This is a genomic window from Methylophilus sp. (genome assembly GCF_008015755.1).
In the GTDB taxonomy this organism is placed as follows: Bacteria; Pseudomonadota; Gammaproteobacteria; order Burkholderiales; family Methylophilaceae; genus Methylophilus.
This window is the reverse complement of sequence record NZ_SSGF01000017.1, coordinates 13,243-37,093: the sequence shown is the minus strand read 5'-3', so window position 1 is coordinate 37,093 and position 23,851 is coordinate 13,243. Positions and strand designations below refer to the sequence as shown.

19 protein-coding genes are annotated in these 23,851 nt (G+C 44.6%); 2 read left to right on the top strand and 17 right to left on the bottom strand.

Going from position 1 to position 23,851, the window contains the following annotated elements:
- Positions 1–106: 106 nt before the first annotated feature.
- Positions 107–238, top strand: coding sequence for a YHYH domain-containing protein (locus E6Q52_RS13150; protein ID WP_367124986.1), 132 nt, complete (start codon positions 107–109; stop codon positions 236–238).
- Between the two features lie 257 nt (positions 239–495).
- Here E6Q52_RS13150 and E6Q52_RS07190 read toward each other — a convergent pair whose 3' ends face one another.
- From E6Q52_RS07190 to E6Q52_RS07120, 15 genes are all read right to left on the bottom strand, one after another.
- On the bottom strand, positions 496–1,818 hold the full coding sequence (locus tag E6Q52_RS07190; protein WP_292820441.1) for an MFS transporter: 1,323 nt from the start codon (positions 1,816–1,818) through the stop codon (positions 496–498).
- A gap of 10 nt (positions 1,819–1,828) precedes the next feature.
- Positions 1,829–5,014: a CusA/CzcA family heavy metal efflux RND transporter gene (locus E6Q52_RS07185; RefSeq protein WP_292820438.1), complete on the bottom strand. Its 3,186-nt coding sequence runs from the start codon at positions 5,012–5,014 to the stop codon at positions 1,829–1,831.
- Complete coding sequence (locus E6Q52_RS07180; RefSeq protein WP_292820435.1) at positions 5,014–6,195, bottom strand: efflux RND transporter periplasmic adaptor subunit; 1,182 nt, start codon at positions 6,193–6,195, stop codon at positions 5,014–5,016. The genes E6Q52_RS07185 and E6Q52_RS07180 overlap by 1 nt, the downstream gene beginning before the upstream one ends.
- On the bottom strand, positions 6,192–7,448 hold the full coding sequence (locus E6Q52_RS07175; RefSeq protein ID WP_292820432.1) for a TolC family protein: 1,257 nt from the start codon (positions 7,446–7,448) through the stop codon (positions 6,192–6,194). Before E6Q52_RS07175 ends, E6Q52_RS07180 begins: the two co-directional genes overlap by 4 nt.
- Before the next feature lie 67 nt (positions 7,449–7,515).
- Entirely contained in the window at positions 7,516–7,887 is a 372-nt protein-coding gene (locus E6Q52_RS07170; protein ID WP_292820429.1) for a hypothetical protein, read from the bottom strand.
- A 389-nt stretch (positions 7,888–8,276) separates the two neighbouring features.
- Positions 8,277–8,630 carry a hypothetical protein gene (locus E6Q52_RS07165; protein WP_292820426.1) on the bottom strand — a complete coding sequence of 118 codons (354 nt, stop codon included), beginning with the start codon at positions 8,628–8,630 and terminating at the stop codon, positions 8,277–8,279.
- A gap of 371 nt (positions 8,631–9,001) precedes the next feature.
- Positions 9,002–9,469 carry a hypothetical protein gene (locus E6Q52_RS07160; RefSeq protein ID WP_292820424.1) on the bottom strand — a complete coding sequence of 156 codons (468 nt, stop codon included), beginning with the start codon at positions 9,467–9,469 and terminating at the stop codon, positions 9,002–9,004.
- Entirely contained in the window at positions 9,453–11,477 is a 2,025-nt protein-coding gene (locus tag E6Q52_RS07155; RefSeq protein ID WP_292820421.1) for a hypothetical protein, read from the bottom strand. Before E6Q52_RS07155 ends, E6Q52_RS07160 begins: the two co-directional genes overlap by 17 nt.
- Positions 11,470–13,068: a hypothetical protein gene (locus E6Q52_RS07150; RefSeq protein ID WP_292820418.1), complete on the bottom strand. Its 1,599-nt coding sequence runs from the start codon at positions 13,066–13,068 to the stop codon at positions 11,470–11,472. Before E6Q52_RS07150 ends, E6Q52_RS07155 begins: the two co-directional genes overlap by 8 nt.
- A gap of 8 nt (positions 13,069–13,076) precedes the next feature.
- Positions 13,077–14,246 carry a site-specific integrase gene (locus E6Q52_RS07145; RefSeq protein WP_292820415.1) on the bottom strand — a complete coding sequence of 390 codons (1,170 nt, stop codon included), beginning with the start codon at positions 14,244–14,246 and terminating at the stop codon, positions 13,077–13,079.
- Between the two features lie 623 nt (positions 14,247–14,869).
- Positions 14,870–15,007, bottom strand: coding sequence for a heme-binding protein (locus E6Q52_RS07140; RefSeq protein ID WP_292820562.1), 138 nt, complete (start codon positions 15,005–15,007; stop codon positions 14,870–14,872).
- A gap of 148 nt (positions 15,008–15,155) precedes the next feature.
- Positions 15,156–15,359, bottom strand: coding sequence for a hypothetical protein (locus tag E6Q52_RS07135; RefSeq protein WP_292820413.1), 204 nt, complete (start codon positions 15,357–15,359; stop codon positions 15,156–15,158).
- 11 nt (positions 15,360–15,370) lie between these two features.
- Positions 15,371–16,144, bottom strand: coding sequence for a hypothetical protein (locus tag E6Q52_RS07130; RefSeq protein WP_292820410.1), 774 nt, complete (start codon positions 16,142–16,144; stop codon positions 15,371–15,373).
- 1,146 nt (positions 16,145–17,290) lie between these two features.
- Positions 17,291–17,827: a single-stranded DNA-binding protein gene (gene ssb, locus E6Q52_RS07125; RefSeq protein WP_292820407.1), complete on the bottom strand. Its 537-nt coding sequence runs from the start codon at positions 17,825–17,827 to the stop codon at positions 17,291–17,293.
- Positions 17,828–17,834: 7 nt separating this feature from the next.
- On the bottom strand, positions 17,835–19,226 hold the full coding sequence (locus tag E6Q52_RS07120; protein WP_292820404.1) for an MFS transporter: 1,392 nt from the start codon (positions 19,224–19,226) through the stop codon (positions 17,835–17,837).
- Between the two features lie 77 nt (positions 19,227–19,303).
- Between E6Q52_RS07120 and uvrA the strand changes: the two genes are divergently transcribed.
- Complete coding sequence (gene uvrA / locus E6Q52_RS07115; RefSeq protein ID WP_292820401.1) at positions 19,304–22,138, top strand: excinuclease ABC subunit UvrA; 2,835 nt, start codon at positions 19,304–19,306, stop codon at positions 22,136–22,138.
- Positions 22,139–22,300: 162 nt separating this feature from the next.
- On the opposite strand, the gene mtgA is transcribed toward uvrA, so the two are convergent.
- Together mtgA and aroE are read right to left on the bottom strand one after the other, a co-directional pair.
- Positions 22,301–22,987, bottom strand: a complete 687-nt coding sequence (gene mtgA / locus E6Q52_RS07110) for a monofunctional biosynthetic peptidoglycan transglycosylase (RefSeq protein WP_292820398.1) — start codon at positions 22,985–22,987, stop codon at positions 22,301–22,303.
- Positions 22,988–22,997: 10 nt separating this feature from the next.
- Positions 22,998–23,822, bottom strand: coding sequence for a shikimate dehydrogenase (gene aroE, locus E6Q52_RS07105; RefSeq protein ID WP_292820395.1), 825 nt, complete (start codon positions 23,820–23,822; stop codon positions 22,998–23,000).
- Between the last annotated feature and the right edge of the window lie 29 nt (positions 23,823–23,851).

Here is a 23,851-nt window from a genome sequence, read left to right as displayed (position 1 = left end):
GAGCTTTTCCAGCAGCTTCATGCCGAAAGGAGTATGCTTCAAAAGCATTTACTATTGATTAGTGAATGATTCCATTAATGTAATACAGTCCTAAAGGGGGTTGGTTATGAAAGGAATTATTGCTTTAGTAGTTATGGTCTTTACCATTGGATCTAGTTTTGCTCATGCGCATTCTGGGGGAACTGACAAAGATGGGTGTCATCATGATCGAAAAACTGGCGATTATCATTGTCATTGAATAGGCTGAGACTGGAGGAGTAGATGGTTACTTTTAAAATTAAAAGCCCAAAACCACCCAAACCACCTAAGCCCATAGATCGCATGCAGAATATGCAGACGATGCGCCCACTAGGAAAAACTAAATGGGTAAAAGCACATTGGAGATGGGATTACGGGACTCATCAATGGCAATGGGTTCTTGGTCACTGGAGTAAATGATCTTATCGAGTGATGAAAAGCGGCTCAGCACCTTGCTGGCCGCTTTTTTATTGATGATTAGAACTTTTGTATTTCTTTAGGCCATTCGGAATGTATATCATCGATGAAATATAAATGCTCATGGACTCCAGAAGCATTTACTAGTTGCATGTGAGGGTCATCCGATGCTAATTCAGTGTGCTGATGAGGAATCACTTCTAAATCTTGTCTGGGCCAGAACAGAATACTTGCCAGGGTGGCTACTCCCGCTAAAACTCCCATGGTGATGAATGTCATGGGTAACCCAGCACCACTTCCAAGCCATCCTGCCATCGGATATGCAATTAGCCAACATGAATGCGACAGGGCAAACTGTGCTGCAAATAAACTTGGTCGATCTTCATCGTGCGATGAACGTCGCAGCAATCGACCTGAAGGTGTCTGCATTAATGAATACCCGACACCTAAAACAAACCACATTGGTAGCATCAAATTATATTGATCAGCAAACGCTCCAAAAGGTAAGCACAGGCTCATCATCCATGCTCCGGTGAGCATGACACTTCTATCTGTTTTATTAATGAGTAACCGTGGGATTAATACCGCAGATAACATAGATCCCGCCCCATACACAGCAAACGCTATCGCGGTGAATGTTTGACTTAATCTAAATTGGCCTTGCACCAACACTACTGTATTGATAATTACCATGGCACTTGCGAAAGCCGCCACCAAGTTTAGAGCCAGCAACCCTCTTAACCGGGGAGTTAACAAATAGATTCGAATGCCTCTGGTGGTTCTTTCATAAATACTACGTTGAATGAGTGGTAAGTTCTTCGGTAATATTACCGAAACGATGAGCGCCGCTGATGCAATGAATCCAATCGTAGTGCCAACAAATATCCCATGAAAACTGACGACTGTTATAAGTGCTGCCGCAATCATCGGGCTGGCGACGCTCTCTAAGTCGTAAGCCAGTCTGGAAAGTGACAACGCTTTTATGTAGTCTTTTTCTTCCGGGAGAATATCAGGGATCGTCGCCTGAAATATTGGTGTGAAGGCAGCAGAGGCTGATTGCAGAACAAATATCAGCACATATACCTGCCAAGCTTGAGTGACGAATGGCAACGCTAACGCTACCACTGCTCTAATTAAATCAAGCGTTACCAACAGTTTTCTTCGAGGAAAATTGATTGCTACTGCACTAGCAATCGGAGCGACCAAAATATAAGCAACCATTTTAATGGCGAGGGCAGTGCCAAGTATTTCGCCAGCATTACCTCCCGACAAATCAAAAGCCAGGAATCCAAGAGCAACTGTAGCTAACCCCGTCCCGAGTAAAGCAACAACTTGGGCTAGAAACAGATGACGATAAGTGCGATTTTCTAATACTGAAAACATCGAAATCTCCCTATTTATTACGCTTAAGAAGCATGGTGGTTAATGCCGGCAAAACTAAGAGAGTTAAGGCTGTGGCAGACATTAGCCCGCCAATAACCACCGTCGCAAGAGGCTTTTGAACTTCAGCTCCTGTAGTGGTGGCGATCGCCATTGGAATAAACCCAAGTATCGCTACCAATGCTGTCATCATTACTGGTCTGAATCGTTCCATGGAGCCTTCACTCACAGCTTCTTCTACAGGTATACCGGCATCAATACGTTTTTTAATAGCAGAGATCAATACCAAGCCATTTAAAACAGCTACACCCGAAACTGCGATAAATCCAACGGCAGCCGAGATCGAGAACGGAATACCTCTGAGTGCCAATGCGAATACCCCGCCGGCCATAGCTAGCGGAACCGTCGTCATCACGATTGCTGATAGTCCAATATTGCCAATTGCAAGGTAAATAGCCGCTGCGATCAATAACAGGCATATGGGTACAATCATTGAAAGACGTTCGGTGGCTTCTTGAAGGTTTTGGAACTGTCCACCCCATTCAATCCAGGAGCCAGTGGGTAATTTGACCTCTCGTTCTATGCGTTTCTGTGCATCAGCGACAAAACTACCTAAGTCTCGACCTTCCACATTAGCTTCAATGTAAATACGTCGCTTGCCGTTATCACGGCTTACTTCATTCATGCCTTGGGTAAACTTGAACTGCACCAACTGCCTAAGAGGCACTGAGAATTGCTCACCCCCAACAGAAGTTACGATTGGCAATGAACCGATAATATCCAGATTATTACGCTGTTCAAGTGGCATCCTGATCGTCACATCAAAACGTTTATCTCCTTCAAATATCTGGCCTGAAGGTAACCCGGCCAACGCCGCAGAAACTGTATCAGCAACCTCTTTGACAGTTAATCCATAGCGAGCAATAGCTGCACGGTCAAAGGTGATTTCAAACGTTGGGAATCCACTTGTCTGGGCAACCCGTGTATCAATAGCTCCGGGTGTTTTACGCAACACATTTGAGATATGTTTAGCAGCGAGCGCCAGTTGGTCTACATCATCGCCATATAGTTTTACTGCCACGTCGCTTCGAACCCCACCAATCAATTCGTTAAAGCGCATCTCAATTGGTTGAGTTACATCATAATTGTTGCCAATAATAGGCTCCGTAGCTGTTCTAATACGATCAATGACTTGCTGTTTAGTGGTAATGCCTTCAGGCCACTCTGATTTAGGTTTAAGAATGATGTAGTTATCTGAAGCATTAGGCGGCATAGGGTCGGCAGCTAAACTGGCCGTACCTGCTTTTGAGTAAACAGTTTCGACCTCTGGCAACTTCAGCAATGCTTTTTCTAAAAGCAGATCCAGTGCCACAGATTGCTCAATGGATGTAGAGGCAATCCGCACTGAAGACAGATTGAGATTTTGCTCATCCAATGTAGGCATAAATTCGCTACCTACATTTTTAAAGGTGAATCCTGCTGCGACTAAAACGAGCGCCGCAATGGCAATACACATGCGTGGAGACGCCATTACTCGATGCAAAAGAGGTTCGTATAAATGCTTTGTTTTCTTTACGAGGAATGTTTCTTTCTCCTGGTAATCGCCTTTGAGAAATATGGCTATTAATGCAGGTACAAATGTCATGGAAAGTGCAAACGCACATGCCAAAGCCAACATAAGGGTGATTACCATAGGTGAGAACATTTTGCCTTCAACCCCTTGGAATGTCAGGCAAGGCAAAAACACTAGAAAAATGACTGCTTGACCATATACCGAAGGCCGAACCATTTCTTTGGATGATGCAATCACTTCCTCTAACCGCTCATTTAATTCAAGTCGGCGGCCAAGATGTTTTTGTCGCTCAGAGAGTCTGCGTAAAGCATTTTCTACAACGATGACTGCGCCATCTATAATCAGGCCAAAGTCCAATGCCCCCAAGCTCATTAAATTACCGGATATATTGAGCGAGTTCATCCCAATGGCACTCAACATAAATGAAATCGGGATAACAAGCGCCGCAATCAATGCTGCGCGCCAATTACCAAGTAAAACAAACAGAACCACTACAACAAGCAAAGCGCCTTCAACAAGGTTTTTAGAGACTGTGGAGATGGTTGCAATCACAAGCTGAGATCTGTCTAACGTTGGAACAATGACAATGCCTGGTGGGAGAGTATTACCGATTACTTTTAGCTTCTCTCCTACAGCACCGGCAACGATCCTGCTATTGGCACCCACAAGCATTAACGCACTACCAACCACTGTTTCATAGCCATCCCGGCTTGCGGCGCCAGTCCGAAGTTCTCCGCCGATACTTACCTTGGCTACTTGCTCAACACTGATTGGTACACCTTGTTTAGTGGTGACTACTGCATGCGATATATCTTCAATCGTTTTGATTCGACCATCTGCTCGGACAAGATAAGCTTCACCTGACCGTTGAATATAATTACCTCCAACCGATGTGTTGTTTTCTTCCAGCGCTTTGCCTAGCTGCTGTAGGGATATGCCATAAACTGATAACTTATTAGGCTCGGGTTCAACCACGTATTGCTTCACATATCCACCCAGACTATCAACATCAGCAACCCCAGCCGTTGTTCGTAGTTGTGGTCGAATAATCCAATCCTGAACGGTGCGTAGATAAGCTAATTGTGAGATACGACCGTAAAGACGCTGACCTTCATCAGTGAGGAAACTTCCGTCTGTTTGCCAGCCTGGTTTTCCATCTATTCTGGGGGCATTCTTTCCATCAGGAAATGCGAATTCAACACTGTAATGAAACACTTCTCCAAGACCAGTTGATACAGGACCCATGATCGGTTCGGCACCGTCTGGCAAGTTGGCCCTAGCGAGTGATAGTCGCTCTGCAACCTGCTGCCGCATAAAGTAGAGGTTGGCACTTTCTTTAAAAATGACCGTGACTTGGCTAAAACCATTTCTTGAAAACGAACGGAAATTCTCAACGCCATTCAAACCGGCAATCGCGGTTTCAATGGGATACGTCACGCGTTTTTCAACTTCCACCGGCGTTAATGTTGGCACTACCGTATTGATTTGTACCTGTTTATTAGTAATGTCAGGCGTCACATCAATCGGTAGTAGATTGAGTTGCCAGGCACCGATCCCAGTCATAATGAATGTAAGAAAAATTACCAGCCACCGGAAGTTGACTGCAAAGCTCAAGATGCTATTCATCAATCTTCCTCCGGTGCGTTTTTAATCATCTCAGCTTTAATCAAGAAAGCATTTTTAGTAGCAACCAAAAGGTTACGGTCCAGTCCAGACAGAATCTGAGCATATCCATTGCCTCGTTGGCTAACGACTACTGGATGGGGTTTAAAGCCGACTTTTGTTTTTATAAACACCACATCCCTACCTTCGATATTCTGGATAGCATCTTCAGGCACAATCATGTCACTTTGATTGGCTGACACGGTATGCAGTCTTACTTGCACGCCTTCGCCGATGACTAGCGATGTGTTTTTATCTTCAAGCGTTAATATCGCCGTGGCTGTTTGATTAGAGCCATTGACTGACGGAGTGATAGACCTTACTTTGGCGCTGTACTCTTGATCATTACGACTCAAAATTGTGGCAGAGTCACCGACTTTGACTTTCGAGAAATCTTGCGCAGTGATGAACGCATTAATTTGGATCTGTTTGTCGTTGGCTATACTGAATAGTGATGTTTCAGGTTGTACAAATGCTCCCACTGTTGCAGTCTCAGCAGTGATTTTCCCATCCACCGCGCTAACAACAAGGACTGAATGGCCATCTGGAGCAATATGCGCAGCTCGTATTAGCATCTGAGCTTCTGAGGCCTCAGCTTCAGCAACACTTAATTCAGATTGAGCAGCTTCCAAGTCCTGGCGAGGTGTTACCCCTTTTTCAAACAACATCGACTCTCTCGCAAACACTTTCTTGGCGAGTTCTAGTTTCGCAATAGCAGACTTTCTTTCTGCGGTCATGCGAGTGGCTTCCAGGCTATCTACAATCGCGACGGTTTCACCTGCTTTAACGGTATCTCCCAAGCGTTTATAGATTTGCTTGATAGTGCCAGCAACTCTGGCAATGACAATGGCTTCAGCGCCGGGAGGTGTGGAAACAAGCGCTGGAGCTAATATCTCATTACTTACCTGTCCCACATCTGCCTTAGAGACTTTTATACCGGATGATTCGATAAATTGATCTTGAATCACAATTTCTTTTTCAAGCGGCGTTTCAATGGGTGATTCTTTGGAATTCACCGACTCTTTTTCTTGTTTAGCAGGCACGTTTTGATTTTGCCAACTTGCCAGCTTGTAGCCGACTAATAGAAAAGCAATCGCTGTCAGCCCCAGTAAAGCACCGATCTTTATTGTCTTAGAGAAACTCATTTAAAATCTCCAAATGCGATGCGCCCTTCGGCGGTAGCTAGGGTTGCCAATGATTTGACGAATGTAAAACTCGCATCAATGGTGGATAGTTTTGCGTCAGTCAGAGATTTGCGGGTAAAGAGCAACTCTATAAGAGGAGTTTTGCCCGCTTCGTACCCAGTTTTTGCGAGTTGATATGCTTGTGTAGCTGCGCGCTCACCTTCTCGGGCTGCCTTAAGTCGCCTCTCTGATGCGTTGACTTGAGCAGTGGCTGCCTGTAGGTTTGCATTAACTTGAAGTTTTGTGGCATTCAAGCGAGCTTCCGCCGCAATGGCTCTTTCATTAGCCGCAGCAATACCACCTTTATTCTGGTCAAATATCGGGATTGCAGACCCAAATCCGATCACAAAAGCCTGGCTGCTGATACCCTCGAAGTGCCTAACACCAGCACTTACCTCAATATTTGGAATACTTCTTTTTTCTTCGACTGTAACTTGGGAAAGTAGGGCCTCATGTTCAGCCTGCGCTCTGCGAATTGCTGGTGAAGTTTCTGAATCATCTTTTCTTGCACGATTTTCAGAAAGTATTTTTGAGGTAAAACTTTCACCCAGCCCTGTATATGTCGAAGTTGAACCTGCCAATGCGGATAATCGCACCATTGCTTCTATGAAGTTAGCTTCCGCGGCTTGAAACGCAGCTTCTGCTGCTGAAAGATTTGCCTGAGCTTGAGAGACGCGTAAGCTTGCTTCCCTACCAGACTCAACTAATGTTTTTGCAGCATTGGTATCGTCGTTGGCTCTGGAAATATCATTCTCTGCCACTTTCATTCGCTCATGCATCGCCTCTGTCATGGCATAAGCAGTAGCGAGTTCCGCTGCATACAAGACTTGTATTTCCTGGTCACGTGTTTCAGCTACTAATAAATCTTTTGATCTTGCTTCGATTCGTGCAGCACGCTTACCACCAATTTCGAATGGCTGAGTTAAGAGAACTGTATGCTGGATGTAGTCGGCTCTTGTGTTTAGGTTTTCGCTGAGACCGCTGATAGAAGGATTTAAGTAAGCTTTAGCTTGCTGAATATTCGCGGTTGCTGCACGAATATTTGCTGACTGCTCAAGTAAGATAGGCGCTTGAGAGAGTCCTTGGCGCAGTAATACACCAAATGATGGCACATCTTCAGCATGTGCTTGTATGAAGCAAAGCAAGCTTGCATGGATGAGTAAGTTATATGCTCTGAGCCGATATTGGCACAGTACCTTTGAAGAAAAAATCATGGAAAAGCCCCTGCATGTTGATTAAATAAACGTGCAAAGCGCCCAGCAAGAATTACTTGCCAGGCACTTAGAGGGCTTTATAAGGGGGCTTTAAGGGCGGGGAATTAGATGGATTAAAGTAAACCACTGGGAAGTAAAGCGGAACCGCACTTACCAGTTGATTGAGTAATACTTTTGGAGCCGCCATTGGTATTGATACCAAATTCAAGCCGTGCTCAAAATCTATCATGTGAGCCACAGATTGTTGAGACTCATCTTCATGAGAGTCGCCATCCTCATCATGGTGATGTGCAACATGATCAAAATGCTCAATCATATGATTGATAGTTTTGTCCTCTGTACTCTCCGAACTCAACATATGTGCGAAATCTGCCGTAGCCGCATAGAGCGGTTGCAGTGTCACTATTGATATCAGTAGTAAAAGGAAAAGGTTTTTCATGATTCAATCCTCATTCTACTAAGAATAAGGGTATGTTAGTAAGTAGTTAATAGATTTATTATTCAATTTGAATAAATTATAAAACTCTAGTGTGTAACAACTAATGGCGAAATTCTATTATTCGTATTACACCTAATTGTGACTATGTGTACTTGTATCCACAACAAACGAGCGCATTAGTAGACTATCCAAGATATTGATTTCTGGTATGTCACTAAGAATCCCGGAGCGCTTCAGAATTCGCCAAGGCGACACCATAAACTTCTTTGTGTAGTAGATGCATATACTCCAGACGCTAAATATCATACTAAGCGCTATAAGAACTTTCCATGGAGATGAGGGGGCTTCGCTGACAGCGAGTATATTCAACCCACAAACAAAACTGATGACTAGTAAAATAACATAACCAAAATAGGCGATAAACTGTCAGGCATCACAAAAACTTGATTCTGTTTAACTCTGATTTGACCAGAACTAATCAATTTTTCGACCTCCAGGTCGGTTAAATTGTACCGATTCTTGATTGCAATTATCTTTGAGCGCACCGTCGCATTAGTGGTCAATCCAAAGCGATACTTGAACATCCGCTGATTCGTCACTGCTACCCGGTCTAAATCATCATCTGAACGAGTTGCCATATACACTCTCATGGATGGTGCCGAACTAAGCTCATAGTAATCTCGGTTAGCATTTCTTTGCTGATCAGCGATATTGATATTTGTATTTTGGGCTTGATTGGTCATGATGGATATACTGCTTTTGAGATTGAAATGATTATCCTTCGTAATAATCTCTTCCAGAGTTACGCTGATTAGAGCTTATGTTTAGGCTCAGCGACATTGGCTGTGCTTGGGTTAGTAAATTCAGTGGATCTATTGCTTCTCTAGACTCAAAATGGGCTGCAGCAGCTGCCATGATATTGCGTAGACGTAATGTTTCATCAGTTAATAAATGACCATTGTAAAGCTCGATCGCTAAGCCTAAATCCGCGGCATCATGTTCTATACCATCCAGAAATGAGGTAGTATTAAGTATATTGAGGCTAATTGTAATGCGTGGGGAAATTGGCGCTTACGAAATATTAATCAATTAAAAGCATATCTTTTGGCAACTTTTATTTCTCACCCAAGGGTTTTTCAAATGGCTTAAGTATCTTTGCCGTTTCAGTTTTTGACGGCAGGTTAACTTTTCCGTTTAGCTTTTTATCTACATTAGTCATTTGTATACCCTGATTGCGAATGTTAAAAGCAATTGTCTGCCACCTTAGCAACCATATCTTCTCCCTACGACTACTAGCCTCAACTTCAGACTTCAGCCTCCGAATTTCAACTTGCAAATCTTCAGCTTGTTTTATAGCCTGATCCTTTGTTTTAACAAGCCCTCCGGACAAGGCTTGTTTTGCCTCTAAATATGCGGCCTTAATTGCAGACTTTGCTTGTAAAGACTGGCGACTAAACTGGAATCTTTCCTCTAACGCACTCCACGTGAGTTTTGAACCCAATGCCCCTAATGCCCAACGGTCAAGCTCGGCAACAACTTGTGCAACATCTCGATCTGTCATGCGTCTAAAGTTCTTTGCCATAACCAATTTCTTTTAAATACTCTATAGGGTTAAAGTCGAAAACACCATTGTCATTTAATTGTGCGCCTAACGTTTTCAACTTCTTTTTCGTGTGATTAATCCAGTCAATACTTTTCTTAGGTTTAGTGGATTTTTGTATAGCTTCAGCAGTTTCTAAAGCCAAGGAGTTAATAGCGTATTGTCGCTTTTGCTCTGAAAGGCGAGCCTTATCGTCCTTAACCCATAAATAATCCTTACAGTCTGCAGAGCACTCTAAATGCTTTTCACAAGGAATCTGCGAAAATGGATGTATGCAAAGGCCAGGACCAACATCATGCACGGCTTGAATCCGTGCCTTTAAAATTGCGTCATGAAGCTCAACTGGTAAAATTTCAATTTGTTCAGCTAATCTCCCACCCACCTTCCCACCTTTAATTGCTTCGTGTAGCATTAAAGCCCTCTTTGCCGGGGGAGTATGCTGATACGCTTTGGTGTCTCCTGGATTAGATCTTGCAAACCAATGTGTTTGCATCAAATCACTCAAACCACCCTCATCAAGTAAGGTATTCAAGGTATGACGGAAATGGTGGCTTGTGAAGCTTACACTCAAACTTTTTGAAGCAAACTCCTTGACTAGATTTTCTAAATATCTTTGAAATGTTGAAAACATGGAGTGGGTGCAAATAGTAGCCAACCAAGGTGCATAAGTTCCACTAGAAATTCCTAGTGGCCTTATGAATAAAAAATCCTTAGTAAAATATTCTTTTCCAAATTGATCTACTCTTATTACTGATGTACTGGTTTCCTCATAATACTTCGAGCAATATTCTCGCAGATGTTTCACGTAGGTAAAGTGAATGGCATTAGCAGGAACTATTCCCTGGAGTGTCTTTGCGTCGTAATCAGGCCAAGCACGATCTTTCTGCCTCAGCCAACCAGTCGAGGTCAAAAGTGTATCGGAGATTCCAAGCGCTCTAAGATCGGCAGGATATAACTTTTGGTTCTCATTTATATTTTCCAAAAATCGCAAATCGGCCGCATTATTTTTATGCATTTGTATCGCTGTAGAACGAGACGCCGCTGTTAAGGTTTCTAACTCAGAAAGAACCTCCTCAACAACGCCAACTACTTGAGAATATAAGTAGAGTTTTCGTTTTGGAGTTAAGGTGTCGCCTTGATACTGCTTTTCTGGAAAGTATTCTATATAGGCTAATGCCTTGGCATTTCTTGAAATTGATTGATTTGGCAAAAGTGAAATTTCACTAAACCTTCTTCCTAAACAAGCGAATAAAGTTAGCATCAAAACATATAACCGGTATTTATGTAATTTTGGGACATTTCTATGAAGCTCACCAATGACTGCATATACCTCTGGTGCTACTATTTTTTCTCCTGCGGTATCCTGAGCGTCTTCATAGTCAATACCATTGTCAATCGCACCGCCCAAGCCTCCAACCTTTGAAGGTCGCTTCATACCTGCATATTTATATTTAAATAAAGTTTTGCATAATTTGTTACTGTCGCAATGCGCGGCAAATTCACAGACATTTTTATGAAGACTATAAGCTGTGGTTTCCGAGTAATGTTTCGAAATAAGAACACAGGCATTGTCGAGCACCTCTGGCGTTAATGAGATTAAACTTTTCCCTAACTCATTTGAAGCGTTAGCTATATATACAACGGCAGTAATAAAGAACCTCTGGCTCGTTAGTGACTGATTTTTCTCATGAAACCGATGTAGAAATAGTGCCTTAATGACATCTTTCCATTCAGAAGTCATATCGAAGCATAATTTTTCTGGCGGTTTGAACTTAATACTAATACTCTTAACTTTTCTACCTGGAAGTTTAGTTAAGCGCCCTCCTGTTACTGTCCAAAGATCATCTTCCCAATTCACATTTTCAAAACCAGTAAACTCGAAACACTTAGCGACTTTGATCAGCTCATTAAAATTCTTGACCCTATCCTTATCAAACTTGCTAAGAAATGCAACCACTTTGGCTTGTCTAAAAGATCGTCCATCAGTCATTTTTCCCTAGCCTTTCACACTCCCTAGCAACTTGAGATACAGCAGCGATCACTTCATCCAACTGGATTCCTAATCGAGCATTTTCATACTTCTTAAGTTTTTCTTCTCTACCTGCTATAAGACAATTAAGAACATGTTCATGATCCGCTTGACGGTATGGTTGAAATTTCGGACAAAGATAACAAGAATAGGGTGGATCAAGTCGGCAAAGCTGCTTTTCCCCACAAATTCCAATCATTTCTTGATTTTCAATATTTCTTTCATCAAAAAAGAAAACAGATTTGTCATTTCTTTTCCCATTAATAGCCTCATCTTCACTTTCCACTATTTTTCCTTTGAAATAATTTAGATTTTTAGAAAAACCTTTCTCAATAGCCCGGTCTAAAGGGGCAACAATTTTTTCACCAAGCTCAAAATAAACAGTCGTGTTTTGTGTATCAGTGTGATCGAGAGCTCTCGCCAACTCTCTGGATGAAATACCTTCAAGGACAAGCCCAGTAGCAAAGGTGTATCTCAACCTCCGTGGTGTGATGTGTAACAATTTTTGGGTAAGGGGTGAAACTAAATTGTGCCGTTTAATAAAATCCTTAATAAGCTTACCAATTCCTGTTGAAAGCATATTGTATTTACAGTCGATACGACCTGAAGCTATGGCGTAACTATTCCCGCTCAAGTTAATGAATAACGGGTTAATGGTTACTTTTGAATCCTCTTCATCACCATATTTAATTTGTATTGGTTTAGGCGCGTTAATGAGAGCTTTGACATGGGCAGCAAATGTGGAATTCAAGTACTCTTCAATAAAGTCGTCTCTTGGATTAAGTAACCCTTTTTTTATCCTAGGCATTTTTAGGCAATAACAAGGTTCACCCCCTATTCCCAAGGTTTTATCCTCAAGATCCGACTCTAGTAAATAAGTAAGGTTTGAGGGATTTCTTCCAAAGGCTAAAGATAATGCGATTACTGCCTTTTGCTGTAAATGGATATAAAGATTACTCTTGTCCTCTTTCAAAGCATTAATCAAAAGCGGTAATTCCAACACCCGGTCTAGCGGTCCTGATTCAGGATCTTGCATGCGTACAGCTTCCCCTTTAGGATTACCTGGGATAGTCATCGCATCTAACTGGTTTGCATATAATTCAGAAAACCCTACTTCTGGATAAACTTCACTGCACCAGACATACCACTCCCGTATCCTGTAAAAATCATGAAGCTTGTGTTTTCTTCTTACTGCATTGATAACATCCTCGATTAATGAGATTAATCTCTCTTCAAACTCCTTAGATGAGATATCATTAAAAAGCTTGAAATCTCTTTCACGAGAGATGATGAACCTCGATATTTCAAAAAAATAATTCAACGCGGAGGTACTTGACACTCGTGAAGCCTGATCAACAATAAAGTCTTTAATTAAACCTTTGAGATTCAAATTTTGGATATTTGAGAAGTTAATTCTGCTGGCTCTATTAGTAACTGGCAAAACCCAGATATCAGATTCGATGTTTACACTGAATCCCTCACGCGTATAAAACTCAAGGAGATTTTTTCCTTCGAACGGAAAAATGTTGTCTATGCTAATTGGGGATACCATGTACTCACCTACTCCCCTAATAATTTTTTTTGATAGTTGGCAGAGGCTTCTCTAACTTGCCGATGGATTTCTTCATCCGTGTAAACTCTTTGTGACTCCAAACTTGAGTCACCTCTTGCATATGCTAAAGCCTGCTGTCTACGCTCATATTCCATGCCGGAAGCCTCTAGCTCCCTTTCTAGTTCGATAGAGTAAGTATGTCTTAATGCCTTTGGCGACAATATTTTTGGTAATGCATGCGGATATACATTTCTAAGTCGAATAAATAATTGTGTTAGAGAGCCATGCGATAAAGGTCCACCCTCATCATTCAGAATTAAGTAATCCGAACTTGCAATCGATCTATCAACAAGCTTCTCACGATAAACGGTGCAATAAGAATCTATTACTCTTAAATGACTAATATTCGATAGTCTGAGAATTCTTCCATTCCGCTTTATACTAGGTTTAGGATTTCTTGAGTCATTTGGATCTGGATCTCTGCGCATGATCGTTAACGATGGAATACCATTCAGCTTCAGATCCTCTAGGCGAAGACTAAGCAATTCGCCAGGTCTAATCCCACAAGCTAGCATCAAGTATATTGCAGTGAAATTTCTATACTTAACAGGTTCAAAAAATCCGAACGATTCTGTATTTCTGGGATTCAAGCAATTCAACAAGAATTGTGCTTGATCCTGGGTCAACGATTTGCTAACTATATCCCCGGTATTCGTTGGGGAATTAATAAACAATCTTTCAAATCTGGAAATTAAGCGGTATCTAGCAGATGAAATAAAGCTGTATCGAGGATCCGAAAATATCAAAGAGGACATCTGCACATCTATTTTCCATAAAAGATAAAGACGGACTGTGATTAATCGAAGATTAAAAACTTTCGGTGAAACCGGTTTGTGCCCCACTTCAAGGTTTTTTCTTAAAAACCCAACTAAGCTTGTACTGGTCTCCGCCTCTGTGAGAAGCTTTCCTGAAGTTATTCGTTCCTCTAAGTCGATATCCCTGTCTGATAACCACTTATAGAAGACCGCCAACTCTCTTAGATTTCGCGTAATCGTGTTGTAACTTTTGTGTCTCCGAAAGAAAACAAACTCATTTGGAGACGGGATAGGCAATCCATCTTCATCCACTAAAATAGGCAGTGACTCGCCCGTTTCATGCATAACTCTCAAAATTCTCATGGGGTATTTTCCAAATAAGATGCAAGTTAACAAGTGATTTCTTTACATTGTTATTACATACTTGCATATCTGAAAAAGGAATGGAAGGTGTGGTGGTTTACCATGAATATAAACCGAAAAATTTATAAATCATTGATTATAAATATAATTAATAATTAAAATTAACAAATCGTATAATTCAGTGTTGCGTTTCTCAATTCTTAATTATATTGATAATACTAATCATCAGAGATATGAAAAAGCTATGTGTAAAGTTTTTTAAAGTACAAAATGTCTTTCAAAATGACACTCATGACAAACGTAAATATTAAAAAATCTTTGGTAGAACACTCCTCTATAAATGTATGAAATAGAAATCACTTTGAACTCATAACTTTTGTGAATGAAACAACCGAATGAGTTTTGAAGAAACCGAAGGCTTACTTTAGGGAAACTTACAGCTTCACATTTTGTAGAATGAAAAAAGCCTTTTAATTTCTTAACAGAATGGAGAGGGCCTGATTTATTGCAACTAACTTAAAGATTACTACTTTATTTAATCATCTTCACATGGGCTAGAATGGTGATAGTCACAATCGTGTCCATTAAATCTTAATTTTTTCTTATATTAGTCTGTAGGAAGCTTATGTACGCCATGGGTGTTTAGGAACGTCGCAAACACCAGCTACATTCACTCCAGCTTGAGCAACCAGATGATCATTCTCCACTGCGTCTCCGCTCACACCAATTGCACCAATAAGCATACCGTCCTTATCGACTATTGGAAGTCAACCTGGAAACGTAATTAATCCATCGTTGAAGTGTTCGATTACATATAGTGGAGAACCAGGCACGGATAGCTTCCAAAGATCGCCTGAGGGCATAGCAAAATAACATGCTGTTTTTGCTTTGATTGCAATGTCGATACGGCTATCTACGCATTATTACAGCCCAAGTATGCCCACTTGCATCATCACTTACCTGATTGCGCCTAGTCAGATTGTCGTAGGAAACATTTTCAAATGTTTCGATATTTTTTTCCAACACAAAACCTTGACCTTCTTTGGATTTGATATGAGCATTTGCATCAACAATTGTAGAGAACACAGCGATTGAAACTTCTTGTGCAGACATACTTAGCTCCTTTATTTAGCGTTTAATGTATCTAGCATGGGCTTAGCAATGCTTTCATGGGGGTAGGCTGTAATAACCTTTTTGAGCTCATCCATTGAGTTTGCGGCCACTATTCGTTTTCGCCGACTCTCTGCAATATTGATTCCAGGCGGCTTCGCAAGTGCCTGATCTCGACGAGCTGTATTGACTTTGTTTGGATCTTTCGAGTCCATCAGCTCTATCAACAATTCATTGAACTCGTTATCCATCACTTTCACCTTGTCTGCTATTTCTGCTTGTTGAGCAGCGGTCAACGCACCGTTACCATTTGTATTAACGAGTCCTGCTCCGCCATTTTGTGCGAGCATTCTTGCTGCTAAGCCGGTGGCAAAATACTGAGCAATTTCCCCAGTAACTTGTGCTTTCTTACCTTCTGAATCAATGCCGCCACCTAGCTTGGAGCCAAAACTAGCTAGTACAGAGTAGGTATCCCTCTGCACCCCATCAACTCCTTCAAACTTTGGGCAATCTGCGGTTGTACAAGTAGAAGGTTTCAAACCATCCTCTGTAGTGGTAGCTTGATTTGGCAGAAGTGGCATCCATACAGCTTCCTGTCGCTTATAGCCTAGCGTGACGCCAACACTTGCTGTTGCATCTTGAGATACATCAAGAGCCACTTTAGTATTTGTACCGAATATCAAAACATTTGTGTGTTTGGGAGTTGCAGTACAACCAAATAACACAGGCAATAAGACTATGGGAATCGTATGTTTAGTAAAACTAAAAGAATTCAGCAAACTTTTCATTTAGCATCTCCAGACTGAAGGGTTGGACTTACTGCAGCACAAAATCCTGGCATTCCTTTGAAAAAAGACAACTTCCTAACCGCGTCATCAAGCTGCTCTTGGGTTGCCACAAGTACGACAAGCCTGCAGTCCAAAGGAATTACAAGGCTCTTATCGCGTGAGTAACCTATACCCATGCCATCGCCCACGCGGATTCCGATGGTAGAAACATCAGAAACGTAAACTGGTTGTTTAGCCTCGGCTTGAGGCACGGCCACTCGGACATAGCCTATATAATGTCGAACAAGCGTTCCATCTGGCTGAACAGTGGCGTCTGTGGCACAGCCGCCTATCGCCAATAACACTGCAAGCCAGACGAGTCGAGCCAACAGCGCAGAAGCATAATATGTATACGGCTTCATCTGGTAGAAAGCCGCTTCATCGAATTAGGTGACTGGAATTTAGTAGAGTGTGTTGACCCTTCTATAAAGCCAACCAAATCGCGTTCCTGCTGCTCTGGAAAAGCTGCAAGATTGTATTTAGTTACCATTTTAACGCACACACTAAATGCCCAGTTTCTTCCGCACTGCAGATCATGTGTAGTCCATTAAATAATGGTAAGCAGGAGTGCTACCCATTCAATGCCAGTTAAAAACTAAGAGAGTACGTTATGCGTTGTACCCATACTTCTTGAAATAAGTAGAATCATGCATGTATGAACTCTTGGCATAACCAAATGCGGAAGATCTTCAACATCGCTGCCCGCATTGTTTTATTTATAATTTTTCACATTTTTTCAATATATTAATAACCAATAAAATTGTGCGCAAACTTTAAATCCAAAGAACAAGGGCAATATTTCTGTTTTCATCAAAGATGCCATATTTCAATTGTGGTTTTATCAATTCTCGCAATTTCATCAGTCAATATCATTCAATATTTCTATTTCTTCTATTTTTGTACTTGTTTTACAAAATCTATTTTGAAATTACTATCTTTACAGATTTCCTTTGTCAGGACTTATAACTTCACATTTTTTTAGAATGAAAAAAGCCCTCTAATTTCTTAACAGAAAGAAGAGGGCCTGATTTATTGTAACTATCTGATTAGTGAAGACTGTTACTTCATTTAATAATCTTATTCTTTACAGAATCATCTTTATAAGGGCTAAAATGGAATATCGTCATCAAAATCATCAAAGTTGCCTGCGGGCTTGCTCGCTGGCGCGGGCTGGAAGGCGTTGCGGTTGCCACCACCGGCATTGTTACCGCCGCCCATGGCAGCAGGTTGCTGGCGTGGTGGCGCCTGGTTGTAATCGTCCATGCCACCGCCTTGGTCCATCTCGCCGCCTTCATAAGGGGCACTACCACCTTCACGGCCGGTGCCGAGCATTTGCATCTGGTCCGCCACGATCTCGGTGCTATAACGGGTCACGCCGTCTTTTTCCCATTTGCGGGTTTGCAAACGACCTTCAATGTATACCGGGCGACCTTTTTTCAGGTATTCGCCAGCGATTTCGGCCAAGCGACGATACATGACAATGTTGTGCCATTCGGTTTTTTCCTGGCGTGCGCCGGATTTGTCTTTCCAGTTTTCGGTGGTGGCAATACTGAAGTTTGCGACTGCCTCACCGTTTGGCATATAGCGCACTTCCGGGTCACGTCCCAGATTGCCCATCAAAATCACTTTATTGACTGATGCCATGGTGTCACTACTCCCCTATTCGATTCATAATTGCTTGCGACAATGCCGCCTGAAATGCTTTGCTGCGCTGATTTTCCAACTTTACCATGAGCATGGTTTCGGAAGGAATGGCGACCACTTCATACACACCTTCCATGGCGCGAATATCTTGCACCAGCTGAGCGGCCTGCTCGTCATTATACCCTTGTATATGGAACATTTTGGTTTTGACACTGGGCGGTGCTTGCATGCCCATGGCCAGGCCAAACCAGATCACCATCAAGGTAGCGCAGAACACAAATACCGTCGCACTACCATAGCTGTGCGATAACCAGCCACCGAGCGCGGCGCCTAAAAACATGCCAAATGATTGCGCGGTATTGTGGATACCCATGGCCGTGCCTTTGGCGGCGGCAGGCGCCATTTTTGAGATCAGTGACGGTAAAGAGGCTTCAAGCACATTAAATGCGACAAAGTAAGAAAACAAAGTGGCGACAATGCCCCACAGGCTGTTCAGGCTGAACATGAAAGCAATTTGCGTCAACAGCATCAAGCCGACAGCACTGATAAAGACGGGTTTTAATTTAGCCTTTTTCTCGGCGTAAATAATGGCAGGCACCATGAGAATAAACGACAATACCAGCACTGGCAGGTAAATCTTCCAGTGTGCGTTTTCATTCATGCCGGTGCTGTGTTTAATGGCAAACGGCACCACCATAAACATGGCCATTTGCGCGCCATGCAGGCAAAACGTACCAAAGTTCAGGCGCAATAACTGGGTGTCGCGCAACACTTCACGTATTTTGGCCGGCGCCGCCTGCGCGTCGGAGTGAAAGTGCGCATGCAATGGCTCGGGCACGGCAAATTTCACCACCGCAATCGCCACAATTGATAACACCGCCGTCAGCCAGAAAATGCCCGAGACGCCTATCCACTGGTTTAAAATCGGCCCTGCCACCAACGACACGGCGAATGTCACGCCGATGGTGGCGCCTATCATGGCCATCGCCTGCGTGCGGTGCTCTTCACGCGTAGAATCAGCCACCAGTGCGGTGACCACGGCAGAAATCGCACCGGCACCCTGAATCGCACGGCCGACAATTACCATATAGATATCCTGCGCGGTGGCGGCAAACACACTGCCCACGGCAAACATGATCAAGCCAAGGTAAATCAGTTTTTTGCGGCCAAACCGGTCTGAGGCCATGCCAAACGGCAGCTGGAAAATCACCTGCATAAAACCGTAGGCACCCAGTGCCAGACCAATCAAGGCGTGGTTGTCACCGCCCTGCAGGGTTTCAGCATAAATCGCAAAAATAGGCAGGATTAAAAACATGCCCAGCATACGCAGCCCATAGATAGACGCCAGCGCCGCCGTGGCACGTGTTTCTATTTGGGTCATTTTTTCGGAGAACTGCATGAATCTGTAAGAAATCTTGGCTTAATTTTGAATAATTGCGTATATTATCAGGTTGGCTGTCTGTTCGTGAAAGTATCATGGAATTTATCAAAATTCGCGGGGCGCGCACCCATAATCTGAAGAACATCAATCTGGATATTCCACGCAACCAACTGGTTGTGGTGACTGGCCTCTCCGGCTCTGGAAAATCTTCACTGGCCTTTGATACGCTCTATGCAGAAGGACAGCGCCGCTATGTCGAAAGTTTATCGGCCTATGCCCGCCAGTTTTTGGCGCGTATGGACAAACCGGATGTCGACCTGATCGAAGGCTTGTCGCCAGCGATTTCCATCGAACAAAAATCTACCTCGCACAACCCTCGCTCAACCGTGGGCACCGTGACTGAAATTCACGACTATTTGCGTTTGCTGTACGCGCGCGCCGGTGACCCGGAGTGCCCGGATCATGGCATCAAGCTTGAAGCGCAAACCGTCAGCCAGATGGTAGACAGCATTCTCAAATTGCCAGAAGACACCAAGCTGATGATTCTGGCGCCGGTGGTCTCTAACCGCAAAGGCGAACAGCTAGATTTATTTGATACGCTGAAAGCCCAAGGCTTTGTGCGTTTGCGCATTGACGGCAAGATCTACGAAATGGACAGCCTGCCGCAACTCGCCAAAACCACCAAGCACAGCGTGGATGTGGTGGTAGACCGCCTCAAAGTGCGCGAAGACATGAAGCAGCGTATTGCTGAGTCCTTTGAAACGGCACTGCGCCTAGCCGATGGCAAGGCGATTGCCCTCGAAATGGACACTGACAAAGAGCATCTCTTTTCGGCTAAGTTTTCTTGCCCGGTGTGTGATTACTCACTGGTGGAGCTCGAGCCGCGCTTATTCAGTTTTAACAACCCGATGGGCGCCTGCCCTAAATGTGATGGCCTGGGCCAGGTCACGTTTTTTGACCCAAAACGCGTGGTGGCTTTTCCGCATTTGTCACTGGCGAGCGGCGCCATTAAAGGCTGGGACAAACGCAACCAGTTTTATTTTCAGATGCTGGCCAGCCTGAGCCAGCATTATAGTTTTGACCTCGAAGCACCTTTTGAAAGCCTGCCAGAAGAAACCCAGCAAATTTTGCTGTTTGGCTCTGGCCGCGAACAAATCACGTTTAAATACCTCAATGAGCGTGGCACGTTTTTCAGCAAGTCACATACGTTTGAAGGCATTATCAACAATCTGCAGCGTCGTTACCGCGAGAGTGACTCGACGGCGGTGCGCGACGAGTTGGCCAAATATATCAATGCGACCAGTTGCCCCGATTGCGCGGGCACACGTTTGCGTAAAGAAGCGCGCCACGTCAAAGTGGGCGATCGTAATATCCACCAGATTTGTGAAGTACCACTAAAACAGGCGCTGCACTTTTTTGAAACGCTGCAACTCAGCGGCCAAAAGCTGGCCATTGCTGACAAAATCGTCAAAGAGATTGAAAACCGCCTCAAGTTTTTGACCAATGTGGGGCTGGATTACTTGTCATTATCACGCTCAGCCGAAACCCTGTCTGGCGGTGAAGCGCAGCGTATCCGCCTGGCGTCACAAATCGGTAGCGGCCTGACGGGCGTGATGTACGTGCTGGATGAGCCTTCAATTGGTTTGCACCAACGCGATAACGACCGTTTGCTGGAGACCCTGAAACGTCTGCGCGATATTGGCAATAGCGTCATTGTGGTCGAGCATGACCAGGATGCAATTCAACTGGCTGATTTTGTGGTCGACATTGGCCCAGGGGCTGGCGAGCATGGCGGCAATATTGTTTCTTTTGGCACGCCTGCAGAAATCGAAGCCGACCCTAACTCACTGACCGGGCAATATATCAGTGGTAAAAAACAGATCACCTTTAAATTGCCGCGTACGCGGCCTGATCCAGCGCGTTGGATCAAACTCAACAATGCCACCGGCAATAACCTGAAAAATGTCAGCATCGAAATCCCGGTCGGCCTGCTCACCTGCGTCACCGGCGTCTCTGGTAGCGGCAAATCGACGCTGATTAACGATACGCTTTACCGCGTGGTTGCCACCCATTTGTATGGCAGCAGCACTGAAGCGGCGCCGCATGGCAGCATTGATGGCCTGGAGTTTTTTGATAAGGTGGTCGACGTCGACCAAAGCCCGATTGGCCGCACCCCGCGCTCTAACCCGGCGACGTATACTGGCTTGTTCACCCCTATTCGCGATTTATTCGCCAGCGTGCCCGAAAGCCGCGCCCGTGGTTACGGCCCTGGCCGCTACTCATTTAACGTTAAGGGTGGCCGTTGCGAGGCTTGCCAGGGTGACGGCGTGCTACGCGTTGAAATGCACTTTTTGCCTGACGTGTATGTGCCTTGTGATGTGTGCAAAGGCCAGCGTTATAACCGCGAAACATTAGAGATCCAGTTTAAAGGCAAAAATATTCACCAGGTGCTGGCCATGACCGTAGAGCAAGCACATCAGTTTTTTAGTGCGCAACCCGTCATCGAGCGCAAACTGAAAACCTTGCTCGATGTGGGCCTAGGCTACATTACCTTGGGGCAATCCGCCACCACACTGTCTGGTGGTGAGGCGCAACGCGTCAAGCTGTCACTCGAACTCAGCAAACGTGATACCGGCCGCACACTGTATATTCTGGACGAACCGACTACCGGCTTGCACTTTGCCGATATTCAATTATTGCTGGATGTGATTCACAGACTCCGTGACTCAGGTAATACGGTGGTGATTATCGAACACAATCTAGATGTAATTAAAACCGCAGACTGGCTGATCGACATGGGCCCCGAGGGTGGTGATGGCGGTGGTTTGGTGGTCGGCGTAGGTGCGCCTGAGGAACTGGCAAAAAATACGGCCAGTTATACTGGCCGTTACCTCACACCCTTATTAGAACATCTCGCTGTCAAGGGCTAAGGTCAACATGCAACCTGTCCCCAAGATGCGCCCTCATTGCTAATCAGTGATTTTTAATGTGGCTGCATCGCATACGGATGTGGTAAAGCCACATACATATATTTATATAAAACATTGTATGTGGCGGCGTGAGGGTTTGATCGCTGAAACAAACCGTTAAAATCAGGGTATTTTCACCAATCGCATGCGCGCCTGTATGGTGCCCGCATGGCGACTCAGATAGCGCGTACTGCGATGCACATCATAAAAGCGCGGATTAGGGATCATGGCCGCTAGCCTGGCAGCCTGCGCCGGGCCGAGTGACTTGGCACTGCCATGAAAATAGTGGCGAGCCGCGGCTTCGGCACCAAATACGCCATCGCCCCACTCAATCACATTCAGGTAAATCTCCAGAATACGACGCTTGCTGAGTAGTTTTTCCAGCATAAAGGTGATGACTGCCTCTTGCGCTTTGCGCCACGGTGTTCGATGCCCGGATAAAAAAAGATTCTTGGCTAATTGCTGGCTAATGGTCGAGCCACCTGCCACAATTTTGCCTTTTTTCAGATTCTTCTCGAATGCGGTTTCTATGCCCACCCAGTCAAACCCTTCGTGATCGACAAACTTGCTGTCTTCGGCCGCAATCACGGCATGCTTTAAGTGGCTGCTGATCTTGGCATATGGCACCCACTGCTGCTGCAACTTTGCATCAGGGTGACTCTCCTGCATGATCTCGAGGCGCGCCGCCATAAAGGCGGTTGAATCAGGGTTATGCTCAACCCACCATAAAATGTGTATTAGCACCCACACCTGATACAGGCACACCCACAGTAGCAAGAGGCCAAAAAACAGTTTAATGGCTTGTTTCATGGCAAAAAAACTAGGGCTGGCGGAAAGACTGGATGACAGGCGCGGTGTCGGGGCGCACACCATGCCACAGATAAAATGCCTCAGCGGCTTGCTCTACCAGCATGCCCAGGCCATCTGCCACGCGCGCACCCGCAGCACGCGCCTGCTGCATAAATGGCGTGTCGCGGCCATACATCATGTCATAGGCCAACGTGTTTTGCTGGAAGACCAGCGCTGGCATTTGCAAGGCACTCTCAGTCAACCCGGCCGAAGTGGCATTAATCACCACGTCATAGCCCTGCGCTAAATCCGCAAACGTCTGCACCTGCAAGACAACCTGTTTACTTGCCGCCTGTGCGGCAAATCTGCCTGCCATGACCTGCGCTTTATCGAGGCTACGATTGGCGACGGTCAGTTGTAAAGGTTGCTGCTCAAGCAAGGGCAACATCACCCCTTGTGCCGCACCGCCCGCACCGAGCAACAGGATTTTTTTGCCTGCCAACGAGGTCTGTTGATGCTTGAGAATATCATTGACCAGGCCACAGCCGTCGGTATTGTCACCAAGCAACTGTGCCGCTTTGAAGCTAAGGGTATTCACCGCGCCTGCGGCTTGCGCGCGCGCAGACAACTCGTGGCAAGCATCAAATGCCTCAAACTTGAATGGCACCGTCACATTCGCACCCACATACCCCTCGGCGCGCAAACGTGTAAGCGTTGCAGCAAAGCCATCCAGCGGTGCCAGCACTTTGTCGTAAACGATGGATTGATTGAATTGCTGTGCAAAGGCCTGATGGATGAGTGGCGATTTACTGTGTTCGATTGGATGACCAATCACGGCATACTTTTCAACGGTCATACGCGGCGGTGCTTCCACTCATTTCAATA